This is a genomic window from Halomonas sp. HNIBRBA4712, from assembly GCF_043558675.1.
Classification (GTDB): Bacteria; Pseudomonadota; Gammaproteobacteria; order Pseudomonadales; family Halomonadaceae; genus Vreelandella.
This window is the reverse complement of the sequence record NZ_JBIFXR010000002.1, coordinates 90189-107035: the sequence shown is the minus strand read 5'-3', so window position 1 is coordinate 107035 and position 16847 is coordinate 90189. Positions and strand designations below refer to the sequence as shown.

Genomic DNA, 16847 nt, shown 5'->3' with positions numbered 1-16847 from the left:
CTTTTATCAGGTTCTCTTTGAAAAACGGCACTTGCGTTCATCCAACCGCGTTGAGCGGGATAAATCAAGCGCCGTCCTTGGGTTGTCATACCGCCATGCTAGACTGGCTTTTTGGCTTTGACTCGATGGAACCTCAATGGCGCATCCCGACATTCATTTACCGGCGCTGATCGCCCACCGCGGCTACTCCGCCGCCGCCCCGGAAAACACCCTCGCCGCCGTACGCGCCGCGTTTGACGCCGGCGCCCGCTGGGTCGAACTCGACGTTCAGCTTTTGGGCGACGCCACGCCGGTCATTTGGCACGATGGCGACGTCAACCGCTGCTCCGACGGCCGCGGGGAGCTTTTGAGCCTGAGCCTGCAGTCCGCCAAGCGTCTGGATGTAGGCGGCTGGTTCTGCGACCGCTTCGCCGGCGAGCGCATGGCCACGCTCGATGAGATGCTCGCGCTGTTGAACGAGCTGGACATGGGCATCAACCTGGAGCTCAAGGTCAACAAGGGCCGCGACCCGATCGCGCTGGTCGACGCGGTGCTACCCGTGGTGCTCGAGCGCCTTCCCGCCGAGCGGCTGATCGTCTCCTCTTTCGCTGCAGACGCCCTGCGCCGCTGCCGCGAGCGGGCAGACCCCGAGCGTTTGGCGCTGGGGGTACTGTGGGGCAGCGTGCCTAAAACCTGGCAGTCGCTGTGTGAAGAGCTCACTGCTTTTAGCGTTCATCCGGACTGGACGCGGCTCAAGCGCTCCCAGGCCGAAGCAATGAGCCAGGCCGGTTATAAGGTGCTCTGCTACACGGCCAACGACCCGAGCGCCTTCGCACCGCGTTGGGCCTGGGGGGTCAGCAGCGCCATCACCGACCAGCCGGCGGCGTTCGGGCGTTTTCTGGACCTTCAGGATCGCGCATAATAGCGGCGAATTCAGCTACATCGGGACGTTGTCATGAAGTATATCGGCGCGCACGTCAGTGCCGCAGGCGGGCCGGACCAGGCCGTGCACCGCGCGGTCGAGATTGGCGCCAACGCCTTTGCCCTGTTCACCAAGAACCAGCGCCAGTGGAAAGGCAAACCGCTGACCGATAACGCTATCGAGGCGTTCAAGGCGGCGTCCCGCGAGCACGGTTTCGGCCCGCACCAGATCCTGCCCCACGACAGTTATCTGATCAATTTGGGCCACCCGGAGGCCGAGGGCCTGGCGAAATCCCGCGCCGCCTTTCTCGACGAGATGCAGCGCTGCGAGCAGCTCGGGCTTACGCTTTTGAACTTTCACCCGGGCAGCTTCCTGAAAAAGATCAGCGAGCGCGACTGCCTGCTGCGTATCGCGGAGTCCGTCAACCTGGCCCTCGAGCAGACCCGGGGCGTCACCGCGGTGATCGAAAACACCGCCGGCCAGGGCACCAATCTTGGCTGGCACTTCGACCATTTGGCGACGATCATCGAGCACGTCGAGGACAAGTCCCGCGTGGGCGTGTGTATCGATACCTGCCACGCCTTCGCCGCCGGGTACGACCTGAGAGACGCCCGCGCCACCGAGCAGACCCTCGACGAGCTTGGCCAAGTGGTAGGCTTTGAGTACCTGCGCGGTATGCACCTGAACGATGCCAAGAGCGAGTTCGCCAGCCGGGTCGACCGCCACCACAGCCTCGGTAAAGGCAATATCGGCCTCGAGGCGTTCACCACGATCATTCAGGACCCGCGCACCGACGGCATTCCCTTGATTCTCGAAACCGTCGAGCCGGACAACTGGCCGGAAGAGATTCGCTGGCTGCGCGCTCAGCGGCCCGAGGCCGCGCCGGGCAGGTAGTGGATCACGTCGTGAAAACGTAGCCGGCCGGCGCCCACATTGCGCATCGCGTGGGGCCGGTCGGCGGAAAACCGCAGCCCCTCGCCCTGCTTCAGCGTTTGCCAATGCTCGTCCAGGCGCAGCGCCATCTCGCCCTCCACCACCACTACGTGCTCGATTACCCCGGCGGCGTGGGGGGCGGACTCGCTCATTGCCCCGGGTTTGATCTCGATCATGAACATCTCGAAGCCCAACAGCGGGTCATAGGGAAACAGCAGCCGCGCCTGCATGCCCGCACTATCCTCGCCCCATACCCGCTCGTGCCCCTCTGTTGCCTGCTCGCCGCTAGCGGGCGCGTTACCTTCGAACAAGCTTGAAAACGATACGCGAAAGCCGCTGGCGATCTTCCAGAGTGTGGAGACCGTCGGGCTCGACTCGCCGCGCTCGATCTGGCCGAGCATCGCCTTGCTCACGCCGGTCTGGGTGGCAGCACGCTCGAGGCTCAAGCCCCGCGTCTGGCGAAGCCGTTTGACGGTACGAGCGACGTGAACGGCAATGGTTGGCGGCGCGCTTGTCATCGGGGGTTTCCGGTGTTGAGGGTGAAACGGGCAAGGATGGCGGCAAGTTTTGCAGCTAACGCGTTCGTTGCCTAGGCTTGTAGCGATTCTCGGCGCCAACGCGCGCCAGACACCATAAGCACCTGAGGCGAACACTCGACAAGGAGCCGTTGTGAGCGAAACCGATCTGGGGCTGATGGATGCCACCGCCCTGCGCCACCTCTACCAGAACCGCGAAGCCTCGCCGCTGGAGGCGACCCGCGCCGCGCTCGAGCGCATCGAGCGCTTCAACGATCAGGTCAACGCCTACGTATACGTTGACCGCGAAGGCGCTGAAAGCGCGGCCAAGACCTCTGCCCGGCGCTGGGGCCAGGGCAAGCCGCTGAGCCCGATCGACGGCGTGCCGATCTCGATGAAGGATCTCGCCCAGGTGGCGGGTATGCCGTGCCGCGAGGGGTCGCTCACCAGCAGCAAGAAAAACTGCGACACCGATTGCCCGCCGGCGCGCATGCTGCGCGAGGCCGGCGCGATCATTCTGGGCAAGACCAACACCCCGGAGTTCGGTTGGAAGGCGGTGACCGATAACCGCGTCTTCGGCGCTACCACCAACCCCTGGGATACGCGGCTGACCGCCGGCGGCTCCTCCGGCGGGGCCGCTGCGGCCGCTGCGCTCAATATGGGCGTGCTCCACCAGGGCGGCGACTCCGGCGGCTCGATCCGTATTCCCGCCGCCTTCACCGGCACCTTCGGTTTCAAGCCGACCTACGGCTGGGTGCCCCAGTGGCCGCCGGCCAAGGAGCCGAGCCTTTCACATCTGGGCACGCTGAGCCGCTCGGTGACGGACGCGGTGGCGATGCTCAACGTCATGGGCCGCTACGACTACCACGACCCCTACGCCACCCGCGGCCAGCCCGAGTGCTGGGGCGAGGATCTTCACAAGAGCCTCGAGGGGCTGCGTATCGGCTTCTCGCCGGACCTGGGCCACGCGAAGGTCGACCCGGAGGTCGCCGAAAAGGTGCGCGAAGCCGCTAACGTGCTCAGCGAGCTGGGCGCCGAGGTGGTCGAGGTCGACCCCGGCCTGACCCCGGCGATCGATACCTTTAGAAAGCTCTGGTTCACCGCCTCGCTGCACCAGTGGGAGCAGCTCGATGACCAGCATCGCGAGCTGCTCGACCCGGGCCTGGTCGCCAACGCGAAAGAGGCCGAGGGCTGGACGGCGCTCGAATTCTTTCGCGCCTTGAACGAGCGCGCCTACATCACCCAGCGTTTGGAGCACTTCAACCGCGAGTACCACCTATTGATGACCCCGGCGGTCACCATTCCGGCGTTCGAGGCCAACCACGAGGTGCCGCCGGCAAGCGGCATGCGCGATTGGGAGGAGTGGGCGACCTTCAGCTACCCCTTCAACCTGAGCCAGCAGCCGGCGGCATCCGTTCCCTGCGGCTTTACCCAGCAGGGGCTGCCTGTGGGCTTCCAGCTCGCCGGCGGCAAGTACGACGACGTGCGCGTGCTCAGAGCCTGCCACGCCTACATGCAGCATCGCCCCCCGCGCTTCCCCGCCATCCCTGACCCCGCCCATACGCCGGGCGAGGCCTGAAAAGACCTCTCGACCTCTGACCCGCCCTGCCATTGTGCGCTTTAGCGCACAATGGTAACGTCGCCTTGTGCGTTATAACGCCCACTTCTGACGACAAGGCCTTCCCATGACGCCCGATCACACCGCCACCGCCCGCCGATCGCTTGTCCGCGATACCTCGCTTTCGACCGTGACCGCTGGGCTTGTTTCGGTCACCATCGCTTACACCAGCTCCGCGGCGATCGTGTTTCAGGCTGCCGCGGCGGCGGGTGCGAGCGCCGAGCAGATCAGCTCCTGGCTCTGGGCGCTGGGGATCGGTATGGGGGTGACCACGTTCGGGCTTTCGCTTTTCTACCGGATGCCGCTACTCACCGCCTGGTCCACGCCGGGAGCAGCCTTTCTCGCCACGAGCCTACCCGGCGTGCCCATGGCCGAGGCGATCGGCGCGTTTCTATTTTCGGCGCTGCTGATTACGCTGTGCGGGGTCACGGGGCTGTTCGAGCGGCTGATGCGCCATATTCCTGGCGCGATCGCCCAGGCGCTGCTGGCGGGGATACTGCTGCGCTTTGGGCTAGAGCTTTTCGGGGTCATGGAGCAGCAGTGGGGTCTGCCGCTGCTCATGCTGACAAGCTGGGTCATCGGGCGCCGACTCTGGCCGCGGCTGGCGGTGCCGGTGGTACTGCTGGTGGGGCTCGCCGGTGCCCTGGCGCTGGGGCAGGTTTCGTTAAAGGCGATTCCGCTGGCACCCACGATGCCGGTATTCACCTGGCCTGTCTTTGCGCCCACCACGCTGATCGGCATCGGCATTCCGCTTTTCATCATTACCATGGCGACCCAGAACCTGCCCGGCGTTGCCGTGCTGCGCGCGGCGGGCTATACCCCGCCAGGCTCGGCGCTGATCGGCTGGACCGGGGCGGCGAGCTTTCTGCTCGCCCCGTTTGGCGGCTTCGCGCTCAACAGCGCGGCGATCAGCGCGGCGGTATGCGTGGGGCCGGACGCCCACGCAGACAGTCAAAAACGCTACACGGCGGGAGTGGCCGCCGGCGCGTTCTATCTACTAATGGGGATTTTTGGCGCCACGGTGACAGGGCTGTTCGACGCCCTGCCCCAGGCGCTGATCGTAGCGCTGGCGGGTATCGCGCTGCTGGCCACGCTCAGCGGCGGCCTGGCCGGCGCTTTTGCCGAGAGCGAGCAGCGCGACGCTGCGATCGTCACGTTTCTGCTGACCGCTTCCGGCGTCACGCTATGGGGAATCGGCAGCGCGTTCTGGGGGCTGGTGGCCGGGCTCTGCGTGCTGGGCGTGGGGCGGATACGGCGTTAAAGAACGCGCGTTAAAGAAGACCCAGCCGCTGGTCGTCGTTGACACCGGCCATACGCACCAGCGCCAGCGCTTCGTCCAGGTTATCGATCTCTTCCATGATCATCAGCTCGTCGTGGAGATCGACCGGCTGGCCCGCCCGGGAGGAGAGAAGTCGCTCGATTTCGGCCAGGTCATCGGCGTTTTCGAAACGCAAGGTATCGATCGACGCGCGGGTATTGCTCGGCAGGTAGATCGTGCCGTTGGAGAAGTCGATCGCGTAGGCGATCACGCCGGGCAAAATGAAAAACAGCAGGCCTACGCCGTTGGCGATGGCGACCACCGGGTCGACCTGGCCAGAAAGCTGGCCCTTGCGCTCCGGATGAAACAGCGTACCGCAACCGCTTAGACTCACCACCAGCGTGCCGATCAGCGCGATGCTGGTACCACGACGTTTGAACTGCTTCATCGATTCTCTTCCTGAAAGTAACGAATGCCTGCAAGGGAGGCTGCGTCCTGGAGTTATACCATCTGAGGCGACGGTGTCCAGCGTGATGGCCGGGCGCTCGATTTTGCCGCCTTTACCGCTGGCCCGTACAATGCAATCATTCAACGCGCAGCGCCCCGCCGCCGGTCGCGCTGCGTCTCGCACCGTTTTACGCTTTACCGACCCATAAGGAAGTTTCACGCTCATGCGCGCCAGCCAACTACTGATTGCCACACTCAAAGAGACTCCGGCCGATGCGGAGGTCGTGAGTCACCAACTGATGCTGCGCGCCGGCATGATTCGCCGTTTGACCTCGGGCCTTTATACCTGGCTTCCGCTCGGGCTTCGCACGCTGCGCAAGGTCGAGCGCATCGTGCGTGAGGAGATGGACCGCGCCGGCGCCCAGGAGGTGCTGATGCCCGCAGTGCAGCCGGCGGATCTGTGGCAGGAGTCCGGCCGCTGGGAGCAGTACGGCCCGGAGCTTCTGCGCATGAAAGATCGCCACGAGCGTGACTACTGTGTCGGCCCTACCCACGAAGAGGTCATCACCGATCTCGTTCGCCGCGAGGTGTCGAGCTACAAGCAGCTGCCGATCAACTTCTACCAGATTCAGACCAAGTTTCGCGACGAAATTCGCCCGCGCTTTGGCGTGATGCGCTCGCGGGAGTTCATCATGAAGGACGCCTACTCCTTCCACGCCGACGAAGACTCTCTCAAGGACACCTACCAGGCAATGTACGAGGCCTACTCGCGCATCTTCACCCGCCTGGGGCTCGATTTTCGCCCGGTGATCGCCGATAACGGCTCGATCGGCGGCACCGGTTCCCACGAGTTTCACGTGCTCGCCGACTCCGGCGAAGACGACATCGTCTTCTCCAACGAATCCGACTACGCGGCCAACATGGAAAAGGCCGAGGCGCTGGCGGCGCCGCTGGGAAGCGACGTCCAGCGAGCCGCACCCGCTGAAGAGATGCAACTGGTCGACACGCCCAACGCCAAAACCATCGCCGCGCTGGTCGAGCAGCACGGCCTGCCCATCGAGCGTACTGTCAAGACGCTGATCGTACGCAGCGCCGAGGGCGGTCTGATCGCGCTTTTAGTGCGCGGCGATCACGAACTCAACGAGGTAAAAGCGGAGAACCTGCCCCAGGTTGCCGCGCCGCTCACCATGGCCAGCGACGAGGAAGTGCGCGCCGCCGTGGGCGCAGGCTTTGGCTCACTCGGCCCGGTCAATCTAAAGCTTCCGATCATCGTCGATCACAGCGTGGCGCTGATGGCGGACTTCGGCGCCGGCGCCAACATCGACGGCAAGCACTACTTCGGCATCAACTGGGAGCGCGATTTGCCGCTGCCCGAAGCGGCGGATCTACGTAACGTGGTCGAAGGCGACCCGTCGCCGGACGGCAAAGGCACGCTTTCGATCAAGCGCGGCATCGAAGTCGGGCACGTCTTCCAGCTGGGGCGCAAGTACTCCGAGGCGATGAATGCCAACGTGCTCGGCGACAGCGGCAAGACGCTACACCCCTGGATGGGCTGCTACGGTATCGGCATCACCCGGGTGGTCGCCGCGGCGATCGAACAGAACCACGACGAGGCCGGCATCGTCTGGCCCGACGCCATCGCGCCGTTCAATGTCGCGCTGGTGCCGATGAACGCGCATAAATCCCAGCGCGTGCGCGAGGCCTCCGAGGCGCTCTACCGGGAGCTGGTCGAGGCCGGTTTCGACGTGCTGCTCGATGACCGCGATACCCGCCCCGGGGTGAAATTCGCCGACCTCGAGTTGATGGGCGTGCCGCATCGTATCGTGATTGGAGACCGCAGCCTGGATAACGGTGAGCTCGAGTACAAGGGCCGCCGAGACACTGATGCTACCATGGTCGCCCAGAACGATATCGCCGCGTTTTTGCAAGAACGCAGCGCTTAAAGCGCTTCTCGGCGTGGCGCCGCGATTCAACTGCCTAACCGTTGGCGCGGCGCTCTGGCTCGGCGTGGCGCCGGTGTACGCCGAGCCGGCGCCACGGGCTACCTTCGAGGCGGCCAGCGGCGCCTACGCCTCACACGTTTCATTGGGCCGCTTTCAGGCGCGTATGGACGCTCCGCTTTCGCGCTTTATCGGCGATAGCGCCCGGCGCGGCGCGCTGCTCGAGCGCCTCTACCGCGAAGCCAGACTCGCCGGGCTACCGCCGAGCCTGGTACTGGCACTGATCGAGGTCGAAAGCGCCTTCATTGATGACGCGGTATCGTCCGCCGGTGCGGTGGGCCTGATGCAGATCATGCCCTTCTGGGTCGCCGAGCTCGGCCTGCCCATTGACGACTTGACCGACCCGCACCGCAACCTGCGCTACGGCTGCACCATCCTCGCCCACTACCTCGCCGTCGAAGGCGGCGACTTCACCCGAGCCCTCGCCCGCTATAACGGAAGCCTGGGCAAGACCTGGTACCCGGAGCGCGTTCTGCGTACCTGGCAGGCGCACTGGCGTTAGGCACTACGACTTTCTTATGCGCTGTTAAACGTACCTTCAACACTGCCTGGCTACTGAAGGTGCTCCCACAACTCCTTGCTTTACTAAGTTATTTTTCATTCATGCTATGAAAAGGGCGCTATTTGTGCGTCGAAAGTGCGTTCACTTTCCCAAAGCGCGTTAATTATCGTTTAAAAAAGACGTGAAACATGCCCATATTTTTTGATTAGATAAGTTTCGGGCTTAACTATAAAGGGTGACTTTTTATATCGACGTTCACCGTATGGGTTTCATCCCATCAATCGATCACTCGGGAGGGCTTGTGGCGCTTTCACCACTTCGTTTGTTTTGGGGGTCGTTCAGGGTTTTTTTACTGGCACTTTTCTACCTGACCGGTGTGGCAGAGGCTGCGTCGGTCGTCGTTAGCGACCGCGATGGGCAGCCGCTTGCCAACGCCGTCGTCGAAATCTACTACGCCGAGGGCGCGGCGGTGCCCGTGCAGCAGGCCAGGATGATTCAGCGCAACGCGGCGTTTCATCCCACGGTCATGGCCGTGCCCGTGGGCAGCCAGGTCACCTTCCCCAACGAGGATACGACCCGCCACCACGTCTACTCCTTCTCACCGGCAAAGACGTTCGAACTCAATCTGTATTTACAGGAGACCCCGGCCCCGGTGACCTTCGATCAAACCGGCGTGGTGGTGCTGGGCTGCAATATTCACGACGCCATGCAGGCGTTCATCGTGGTCAGCGACGCCCCCTTCGCCGAGACGACCGGTTCCGATGGCCGACTCGACGCGCCGAACCTTCCCCCGGGCAATCACCGCGTGCGGGTCTGGCATCCGCGGTTGGACGATAACCAGCAGATCTGGTGGGAAGGCGAGATCACTCCGGACACGCCGCTGGAGGTGCGCCTGGAACTCAATGCGCTGCCGCAGCCGCCCCCCCGCGTTTCGCCACTTCAACAGCGTTTTCGCCAAGCGGCCGGGAGTTGATATGGAGGCCGTTGACGCTTCGCCTCTGCTCCTTGACCAGGAGATGCCATGCGCTTTAGAACGCGGCTAACGCTGGTACTGCTAAGCGTAGTGATCGTCTCGCAGCTGGCCACGGGGGGAGCCTTTCTTCACGCCACTCAAAGCGACATCATCGCCAAGGGGCACCAACGACTCGAAGTGGGTGCCAACGTGTTTCGCCAGCTATTGGACGCGCGCGGCGAACAGTTGGGCAACACCATCGCCATTCTTGCCGACGACTTCGGTTTCAAAAGCGCAGTTTCCACCCAGGATACCGATACGCTCTACTCGGTGCTTGCCAACCACGGCAGCCGCGCCAACGCCGATATCGTGCTGCTGACCGATCTTGAGGGTAATGTGCTTGCCAGCAGCCACCACGCGCCCGATACGCCGATGCCCTTTCCGCAGCTATTCGAGCGTGCCAATCTCAACGGGTCGGCGGCGAGCGTGGTGGTGGTCGAAGGCCAGCCGTTCGAGTTCGCGCTATTGCCGGTACGTGCGCCGGCGCTGATCGGCTGGGTCGGCATGGGCTTTCTGGTGGGCGAGTCGATCACCAACGAGGTCAAGGCGCTGACCGGGCTCGATGCCAGCGTCATTACCCTTCAGGACGAGGCGATCAGCTATCTGGCGAGCTCTCACCCGGCACAGGCCGCCAAACCGCTGGTCGAGCGCAGCCTGGAGGCGCTCAAAAGCGGCGCCTACTCGATCGAAAGCCAAATGACGCCGGATGAGGCGACCCTCGCCTACACCACGACCCTTTACGCCGGCGACATTTACCAGACCCATGCGCTGCTGCAGCTGTCTCGCGCCGAGCTGCTGGGGGCCTACGATTCGCTGTGGTGGCAGCTTCTGGGCATCATCGCGCTGATCGTGCTGTTTACCTTAATGGTGGCCGCCTGGAGCGCGCGCAGCATCAGTCAGCCGCTGGTGGCGCTGGCCACGGCCGCGCGGCGCATTGGTCAGGGTGAGCGCGTCGAGAGCCTGCCCGGCGGCTCCCGCCATAGTGAAACCGGCCAGCTCGCCGCGACCCTTCTCACCATGCAGGATGAAATCACCCGCCGCGAAGCCACGCTCCATCATCGCTCACGCTTTGACCTGCTCACCGAGCTTCCCAACCGCGTCAGCGCCGAGGAGGATCTTCAACGCATGATCGACGCCGGCGCGCCGTTCACCCTGCTGCTTCTGGCGATCGACAATTTTCGCGACATCAAGGATACCTTCGGCTACGCCTTCGGCGATCACGTACTCGCTACCCTGGCCAAGCGGCTGGCTGATCTGGAGGGCGACGCTACCCTGGCCTACCGTCTGGACGGCAATGAGCTTCTATTGGCGCGCCGTCAAGTCCAAAGCGATCCCGTCTGGCGCAGTCAGCTATTGGCCACACTCGGCCAGCCGATCGAGCTCGAAAGCTCACCGATCACGCCGTCACTGCTCATCGGCGAGGTGAACTGCCCGGAGCACGGCGACACCGTTCAACTACTGATGCGCAGGGCCGATGTGGCGCTGGATTTGGCGCGGCGCCAGCGCGCCACCCACCGGCGCTACGAAAACGGCCAGGACGAGCAGCATCAGCGCCAGCTCACCCTGATACGCGATTTGCAAACCGCCGCCGCCAACGGTGAGCTCTGGATGGCCTATCAGCCCAAGGTCGACACGCGTACCGGTCGCGTCAACCAGTGCGAGGCGCTGATGCGCTGGCAGCATCCGACGCTTGGCTTCATTCCCCCGGACGAGTTCATTGGCCTGGCCGAGCGCTCCGGCAGCATCGGCATGCTGACCCAATGGATGCTGTCGCACATCTGCGCCCAGCTTCACGCCTGGCAGCAGCGCGGCCATTCGCTTGCGGTGGCGGTCAATCTTTCTACCAGCGACGTCATGGAACCTCTGCTCGCCGAGCAGATCGCGGCACTTTTGAAACGCTTCGACCTCACACCCCGCCAGCTCAGCGTAGAGGTCACCGAAAGTGCCGTCATGCAGGATGTCGAGATCGCGTCGAAAACCCTGCTCGAGCTCAGCCGCCTGGGGCTTTCGATCGCCATCGATGACTACGGCACTGGCTACTCCTCACTTGCGCAGATCAAGCGATTGCCGGTCAACGAATTAAAGATTGACAAATCCTTCGTGATGGCGCTGGACACCCAGCCCGACGATTTCACCATCGTGCGTTCGACGATCGAAATGGGCCATAGTTTGGGGCTCAAACTGGTTGCCGAAGGCGTCGAGAACCGCGCCAGCGCCGAGCTCTTGAGCGAGATTGGCTGCGATTATCTGCAGGGTTACTGGATCGCCAGACCCATGGCCAGCGACGCGCTACAAAGCTGGCTCGAGCGTTTCGAAACGCTGTCGCTGCCCTCCCCGGGCGTATCGGTTTAATCCTTTCAAGAGAGATCGTAATGCGTTCACTCACTCCCGCGACGTCGCGCCGGATCAAACGGCGATTGAAGGCCGCAGCGGCCGTTGGCCTGGCACTCGTGAGTAGCCAGACGCTTGCCGGCAGCCGCTTGATGAGCACCGGCGCCGTCAGCGCCATCGAAGGCGCCGCCGGCGGCGGGCTTTCGCCCTGGGCGGTGCTTTCGAGCACCGCCAGTGAAGGCGAAATAGGCGCCACCGCCGCGATCTCCCACGCCAGAGTGGACGACTACCGGTTGAGCGTCGGCGGCGCCAGCGTCAATGTGCATGATCGCGTCGAGCTCTCCTACGCCCGCCAGCGGTTGGACCTGACGACTCTGGGCGGCGAACTCGAGCAGGATATCGTTGGCGCCAAGGTGCGCCTGTTTGGCGATGTGCTCTACCACCCGCTGGGCATCTGGAGCGTTGGCGTGCAGCATAAGCGGCTACTCGACGGCACCGTTCCCACTGCGCTCGGCGCCCAAAGCACCAGCGGTACGGATAGCTACCTGAGTGCCAGCAAGTTACTGTTCGCCGCGGTGGCCGGGCGTAACCTTTTGCTCAACGCCACGCTGCGCAATACCGAGGCCAACCAGGGCGGGCTTTTGGGCTTTGGCGGCGACCAGGGCGGACGCCAGTGGGTCGCGGAAGGAAGCGTGGGCGTATTCATCACGCCGCAGTGGATCCTGGGCACCGAGTATCGGCAAAAGCCCGACAATCTGAGCGTGGCCCGCGAAGATGACTGGCAAAGCGTCTACAGCGCCTACTTCTTCAACAAGCACGTCTCCTTGACCGGGGCTTGGCTCGACCTGGGCGACATCGCGGGATTGCCGTCCCAGCGCGGCGGCTATCTTTCTCTTCAGGCGGCTTTTTGAGCGGGGGTTCGATGACACACTCACTGTTGACACGTTGTGCGCGCCAGGGGATGGCCGTAGCGCTTTTAATGGCGTGCGCACTGCTCGTTGGCTGCGCCTCCTTGAAGCCTCAGGCCACGCTTTATGAGCGTCTGGGCGGTCAGGCCGGTATCGAGGCCACGGTCGAGAACTTTCTCTACCGCGTGGCCGACGACCCGACGCTGGTGGGCTTTTTCGCCCACACCAACATTGATCGCCTCGCCGCTTCGCTTGCCAGCCAATTTTGCGCCGTCAGCGACGGGCCGTGCCGCTACGAAGGCCCGCCGATGGACCGCGCCCACCAGCACATGGGCATCGACGATGCCGACTTCAACCGGCTGGTCGAGCACCTGGAAGCCGCGCTTCGCGCCGAGCAAATACCGCTTGGCGCGCGCAATGAGCTGCTGGGCCGGCTAGCGCCCATGCACGCTGACATCATGCGCTACCAGTAACTTGCTCCCAGTAACGGCCTCTAAAGGACCTTGCGGTCTTCCACCCCAGCGTGCTCGGTGCCGGGCGGCAGCGGATGCCCCTTGGCGAGTTCGGCGCGGGTCGCTTCGCGCACGTCGAGCACCTCGACGCGGTACTCGAGCGTGCGCCCGGCGAGCGGATGGTTCATATCGACCCGCACCCGGTCGCCTTCGACGGCGAGCACCGTTACGATCTGCGGACCCGCCTCGCCTTCGGTTTGAAAGCGGCTGCCGGGGTTAAGCTCCGCACCGCTGAAAGCGGTTTTGGCAAGCGTCTGGACCAGCGCTTCGTCGCGCCGGCCGTAGGCGTCCTGGGGTGCCAGGGTCGCGCTGAAGGTATCCCCGATGACTTTGCCTTCCAGCGCGCGTTCGAGCCCGGGCAGAATGTTGTCGTGGGCATGAAGATACTCCAGCGGCTTTTGACGCGCGCGGGAGTCGTCGAGCACCTCGCGCGAGCCCTCGAGGGTGACGTCGCTCAATACGTAGTGCAGCGACACGACCTGGTGTGACGTAATCGACACGGAAAACTCCTCTCCGGTAAGCTATCGGCTTTTCAGACGATCAGTCTAACATTCGCCGCGTTATCTGACGGGGCTCGCCCGCGCTCTTTTCTGGAGTTTTATCACCATGGCACCACTCTCCCCCAGGCGCAGTTGGAAAAGCGCGCTGGCCGTCTATCTGCGCGCGCCGGTCATTACCATGCTGTTTCTCGGCTTTTCCGCGGGGCTTCCCTTTTTGCTGGTGTTCTCTACGCTGTCGGCCTGGCTTCGCAGTGACGGCGTCGAGGTGGCGGCGATCGGCTTTTTCGCCTGGATCGGCATGCTCTACTCGATCAAGTTCTTCTGGGCACCGGTAGTCGACCGCCTGGCGCTGCCGCTGTTGACACGGCTTCTGGGCCAGCGCCGCGGCTGGATGCTGCTGGCCCAGCTGACCATCGCCCTGGGGCTTGTCGGCATGGCGGGGCTCGACCCGGTCGGGCACCTGGCGCTGGTGGCGGCGTTCGCGCTGCTGGTCGCCTTCGGCTCGGCCACCCAGGATATCGCGGTGGATGCCTACCGTATCGAGTCGGCCAGCGACGACCTTCAGGCAGCGATGTCGTCGACCTATATCATCGGCTACCGCTGTGGGCTGATCGCCGCCGGGGCCGGGGCGCTCTACGTCGCTGCCCACGTCTCCTGGCAGGCGGCGTATCTGAGCATGGCCGCGCTGATGGCGGTGGGCATGTTGACCGTGCTGGTTCGCCCGGAGCCCGCCCGCGCCGCGCTTTCGATTCAGCTGGTGCACGAGCCGAGCGTGCGCGCCTACCTGCGCAAAAGCCGCGGCCAGCCGAAGTGGCTGCGCCGGCTCACCGCCTGGGCGATCGGCGCGGTGGTGTGCCCGTTTCTCGACTTCTTTCGCCGCTTTGGCGTCAAGGCACTGGGGCTTCTGCTGTTCATCGCGGTGTTTCGCATCAGCGATCTGGCCATGGGCTCGATGGCGAACCCGCTCTATATCGATCTCGGCTTTTCGCTCGAGACCATCGCCACGGTGACCAATATCTTCGGTATCGCCATGAGCATCGCAGGCGGAGTTCTGGGTGGGCTTCTCGTAGCGCGCTACGGCATCGGCCCGCTTCTGATCGGCGGTGCGGCGCTGGTCATGGTGACCAACCTGCTGTTTGCCGCGCTTTCGCTGATCGGCAACGCCGTACCGATGCTGGTGGTGACGATCATCGGCGACAACCTGGCCAACGGGCTGGCCAGCGCCGTGTTCATCGCGTTTCTGTCGAGTTTGACCTCGAAGGCCTATACCGCGACCCAGTACGCCCTGTTCTCGTCACTGATGACGCTACCGGGCAAGTTCCTGAGCGGCTTCGGGGGCCTGGTGGTGGGGGCCCAGGGGTACGCGACCTTCTTCGTGGTCGCGACCCTGTTGGGCCTGCCGGCGGTGCTGCTGGCGGTATGGGTGACCCGTGACCGCGATATTCTTGGCGCGGCCAAACACTGACACCGGCGTTCTTTGGTCAGCGGTGCTGGTAAAGCCACTCGAGCGCTCCGGGCGTGGTGCGCCACTGATCGCGCATCAGCGTACGGTACTGCCACGCCTCGGCCTTCGAGCCCGGATCGACCTGGCCGTCCGCGTAGGGCGGCACGGGTCTCGGGCTTTCCGCGCACAAAAGCTCTAGCGCGTGACGGTTGTGGGCCACTGCTTGCTTCAGTGCGGCCTCGGCAGCCTGATGATCATTCAGCCGATAAAGCGCCAGCGTGCGCCCCATAAGAAGTCCCAATATCTGGGAGCCGTCATCCTTGTCGCTCGCCTCGGTCAGCGTAAGCGCCTCGCGGTTACGATCGTCGCGAAGAAGCTGGTCGAGCACCAGCTCCTTGAGCCCGAGGCTATCTTCCCGGTCGATCGCCAGCAGCTCTTCGGCGAGCTCGCGGGAGTGCTGGCGCGCGCCGCGCTCCATACCGACCACCAGCGCAAGGCCGGTGCGCAGCAGCATGACGTTACTGGCGTCATCCCAACAGAGACTTCCATCCCCCGCGGCGCGGGCCTGCTGCAGCCAGCGCGAAAGCCGCACCGCCAAAGGCTCGAGTAGGCTCGGCGCCATCCACGGGAGGCTACCAAAGCGGCTGGTCAGCGCCAGGGTCAGATCCTGCACCACCTGGGGGGCGTCGAGCCACTCAGGATGGGCGCAGAGTGCCGACATCCACTCCACCGCGTTGCCCCAGGGGTCGTCGCGAAAGCCGAGCGCCACATCGTCGTCGACCCACACCTGAAACTGCTCGTGCCAGGCAGCGAAAAGCGTCTCTTCCCGGGCGGTAGTGGTGTAGTGCAGGCGCTCGCCGTCATTCGATGGCGTGATATCGAGCTTCGGCGCGGTAGGGAGTGCGGCCAAAAGCGACTGCAGCGAAATCAGCGGCGTAGCCAGATCCTCCTCGGCGCTCAGAAGCTGATCGGCCAGGGTCGCACCGGGGTTGTCAGCCAGGGCGGCAAGAAAATCGAGCTGATCCTCGTCGAGCCCGCCCTGGCGCGCCAGCCGGCGGTACCAGAAATCGGCGCGCTCGCGGGCCTCCTCTTCGTGGCCTTCGTGGAGCAGCAGCATCGCTTCGATGTAAGCGAGCGTGGGTGAGTCCGGCAGCGCCTGCATCGCCTTGATGAAGGCGCCGCGGGCGCTGTCCAGGTCGTCGTTGTCCAGATGCATCAAACACAAACGCTCGAGCGCTACGCCGCGCAGGAACATCGGCCCGCGCTCGAGCACCTCATCGAGCAGATCGGCGCGCTTGCGGGTGAAGCCGCGCTCCTGGTAGATGTCGAGCAGCAGCTCGAAGGCGGGCTCGGCCTGGTCGGGCAGGCGTGAGAAGTCGCTGCCATCAAACAGCGACTCGAGAATCTGCATGGCGCGGCCGGTCTGGCCGCTCTCGGCGGCAATCAGTCCGGCCTCGAGCAGCGCCTGGGCCGGCGCTTTGCGGCTATCGAGCGCGGCCTTGAGCGTCGCGCCCTTCCACTCCTTGAGCGAAAGCATCCACATCATCTGCGCTGGAATTTCGGTGGGAAACGCCACGCGCAGGCAGCACTGCTTGTACTTGCGCCCGGAGTCGCACCAGCAGGGCTCGTTGCGCCCAGGCGTAGCCAAGGGTTCACTGGCGAAATCCAGCCGCTCGAGCGGGGTTTGCGACCAGAAAATCGGCGCCAGCGCCTGGGCGGTGGCCATGTCACCGTTGAAGTACTCGCTGCCCTGGGCGCGAACCCAGGTCATGAAATCGGGATAGTGCTCCTGCTGCCTGATTGCCGAGAGTGCCCCGGAGGCAAATCCCAGCAGCTGATCGACCCATACCGCCAGCATTGCCATCTCCTGTCTTGAAGCGCCACTGTCTTGAAGCACCATAATTGAAAGCGCCATAGTCTAGCATGGCGGGCGGGCTTCACGCAGGAGGATTGGCGCTGCCAACAG

15 protein-coding genes are annotated in these 16847 nt (G+C 64.1%); 11 read left to right on the top strand and 4 right to left on the bottom strand.

The annotated features are described in order from the left end of the window. Positions 1–136 precede the first annotated feature (136 nt). Both ACGK9R_RS04885 and nfo read left to right on the top strand, forming a co-directional pair. Positions 137–901 carry a glycerophosphodiester phosphodiesterase family protein gene (locus ACGK9R_RS04885; RefSeq protein ID WP_394578795.1) on the top strand — a complete coding sequence of 255 codons (765 nt, stop codon included), beginning with the start codon at positions 137–139 and terminating at the stop codon, positions 899–901. A gap of 33 nt (positions 902–934) precedes the next feature. Beyond that, positions 935–1795 (top strand): deoxyribonuclease IV, encoded by an 861-nt coding sequence (gene nfo / locus ACGK9R_RS04880; RefSeq protein ID WP_394578793.1) that lies wholly within the window; start codon positions 935–937, stop codon positions 1793–1795. Here the strand turns inward: nfo and ACGK9R_RS04875 are convergent. Next, the gene (locus tag ACGK9R_RS04875; protein WP_394578791.1) at positions 1765–2352 is read right to left on the bottom strand and encodes a helix-turn-helix domain-containing protein; all 588 of its coding nucleotides are present in this window, start codon (positions 2350–2352) and stop codon (positions 1765–1767) included. The two genes, nfo and ACGK9R_RS04875, sit on opposite strands and share 31 nt — an antisense overlap. Before the next feature lie 151 nt (positions 2353–2503). Between ACGK9R_RS04875 and ACGK9R_RS04870 the strand changes: the two genes are divergently transcribed. Beyond that, entirely contained in the window at positions 2504–3928 is a 1425-nt protein-coding gene (locus tag ACGK9R_RS04870; RefSeq protein WP_394578789.1) for an amidase, read from the top strand. Between the two features lie 106 nt (positions 3929–4034). Continuing rightward, positions 4035–5228 (top strand): benzoate/H(+) symporter BenE family transporter, encoded by a 1194-nt coding sequence (locus ACGK9R_RS04865; protein WP_394578787.1) that lies wholly within the window; start codon positions 4035–4037, stop codon positions 5226–5228. Positions 5229–5238: 10 nt separating this feature from the next. Here ACGK9R_RS04865 and ACGK9R_RS04860 read toward each other — a convergent pair whose 3' ends face one another. Further along, positions 5239–5673: a hypothetical protein gene (locus tag ACGK9R_RS04860; protein ID WP_394578785.1), complete on the bottom strand. Its 435-nt coding sequence runs from the start codon at positions 5671–5673 to the stop codon at positions 5239–5241. A gap of 223 nt (positions 5674–5896) precedes the next feature. Here ACGK9R_RS04860 and ACGK9R_RS04855 point away from each other — a divergent pair, with 223 nt between their 5' ends. From ACGK9R_RS04855 to ACGK9R_RS04830, 6 genes are all read left to right on the top strand, one after another. After that, a complete protein-coding gene (locus ACGK9R_RS04855) occupies positions 5897–7615 on the top strand; it encodes a proline--tRNA ligase (RefSeq protein ID WP_394578783.1) in 1719 nt (572 codons plus the stop codon). Between the two features lie 13 nt (positions 7616–7628). Then, on the top strand, positions 7629–8174 hold the full coding sequence (locus ACGK9R_RS04850) for a transglycosylase SLT domain-containing protein (protein ID WP_394578781.1): 546 nt from the start codon (positions 7629–7631) through the stop codon (positions 8172–8174). Between the two features lie 301 nt (positions 8175–8475). Next, positions 8476–9147, top strand: a complete 672-nt coding sequence (locus ACGK9R_RS04845) for a Cupredoxin (RefSeq protein ID WP_394578779.1) — start codon at positions 8476–8478, stop codon at positions 9145–9147. 48 nt (positions 9148–9195) lie between these two features. After that, complete coding sequence (locus ACGK9R_RS04840) at positions 9196–11538, top strand: putative bifunctional diguanylate cyclase/phosphodiesterase (protein ID WP_394578777.1); 2343 nt, start codon at positions 9196–9198, stop codon at positions 11536–11538. A gap of 20 nt (positions 11539–11558) precedes the next feature. Next, entirely contained in the window at positions 11559–12428 is an 870-nt protein-coding gene (locus tag ACGK9R_RS04835; RefSeq protein WP_394578775.1) for a DUF3034 family protein, read from the top strand. Between the two features lie 11 nt (positions 12429–12439). Then, complete coding sequence (locus ACGK9R_RS04830; protein ID WP_394578773.1) at positions 12440–12898, top strand: group 1 truncated hemoglobin; 459 nt, start codon at positions 12440–12442, stop codon at positions 12896–12898. 20 nt (positions 12899–12918) lie between these two features. Here the strand turns inward: ACGK9R_RS04830 and ACGK9R_RS04825 are convergent, their stop codons facing one another. Beyond that, a complete protein-coding gene (locus tag ACGK9R_RS04825) occupies positions 12919–13437 on the bottom strand; it encodes a peptidylprolyl isomerase (RefSeq protein ID WP_394578771.1) in 519 nt (172 codons plus the stop codon). A 106-nt stretch (positions 13438–13543) separates the two neighbouring features. On the opposite strand from ACGK9R_RS04825, the gene ACGK9R_RS04820 reads away from it, so the two are divergent. Next, the gene (locus tag ACGK9R_RS04820; RefSeq protein WP_394578768.1) at positions 13544–14902 is read left to right on the top strand and encodes an AmpG family muropeptide MFS transporter; all 1359 of its coding nucleotides are present in this window, start codon (positions 13544–13546) and stop codon (positions 14900–14902) included. A gap of 16 nt (positions 14903–14918) precedes the next feature. Here the strand turns inward: ACGK9R_RS04820 and ACGK9R_RS04815 are convergent, their stop codons facing one another. Further along, entirely contained in the window at positions 14919–16739 is a 1821-nt protein-coding gene (locus ACGK9R_RS04815) for an SEC-C metal-binding domain-containing protein (protein WP_394578765.1), read from the bottom strand. Positions 16740–16847: the final 108 nt, after the last annotated feature.

Coding starts and splice junctions, on each gene's coding strand:
- ACGK9R_RS04885 (WP_394578795.1), top strand. CDS start 137: ATGGCGCATCCCGACATTCATTTACCGGCGCTGATCGCCCACCGCGGC.
- nfo (WP_394578793.1), top strand. CDS start 935: ATGAAGTATATCGGCGCGCACGTCAGTGCCGCAGGCGGGCCGGACCAG.
- ACGK9R_RS04875 (WP_394578791.1), bottom strand. CDS start 2,352: ATGACAAGCGCGCCGCCAACCATTGCCGTTCACGTCGCTCGTACCGTC.
- ACGK9R_RS04865 (WP_394578787.1), top strand. CDS start 4,035: ATGACGCCCGATCACACCGCCACCGCCCGCCGATCGCTTGTCCGCGAT.
- ACGK9R_RS04860 (WP_394578785.1), bottom strand. CDS start 5,673: ATGAAGCAGTTCAAACGTCGTGGTACCAGCATCGCGCTGATCGGCACG.
- ACGK9R_RS04855 (WP_394578783.1), top strand. CDS start 5,897: ATGCGCGCCAGCCAACTACTGATTGCCACACTCAAAGAGACTCCGGCC.
- ACGK9R_RS04840 (WP_394578777.1), top strand. CDS start 9,196: ATGCGCTTTAGAACGCGGCTAACGCTGGTACTGCTAAGCGTAGTGATC.
- ACGK9R_RS04835 (WP_394578775.1), top strand. CDS start 11,559: ATGCGTTCACTCACTCCCGCGACGTCGCGCCGGATCAAACGGCGATTG.
- ACGK9R_RS04830 (WP_394578773.1), top strand. CDS start 12,440: ATGACACACTCACTGTTGACACGTTGTGCGCGCCAGGGGATGGCCGTA.
- ACGK9R_RS04820 (WP_394578768.1), top strand. CDS start 13,544: ATGGCACCACTCTCCCCCAGGCGCAGTTGGAAAAGCGCGCTGGCCGTC.
- ACGK9R_RS04815 (WP_394578765.1), bottom strand. CDS start 16,739: ATGCTGGCGGTATGGGTCGATCAGCTGCTGGGATTTGCCTCCGGGGCA.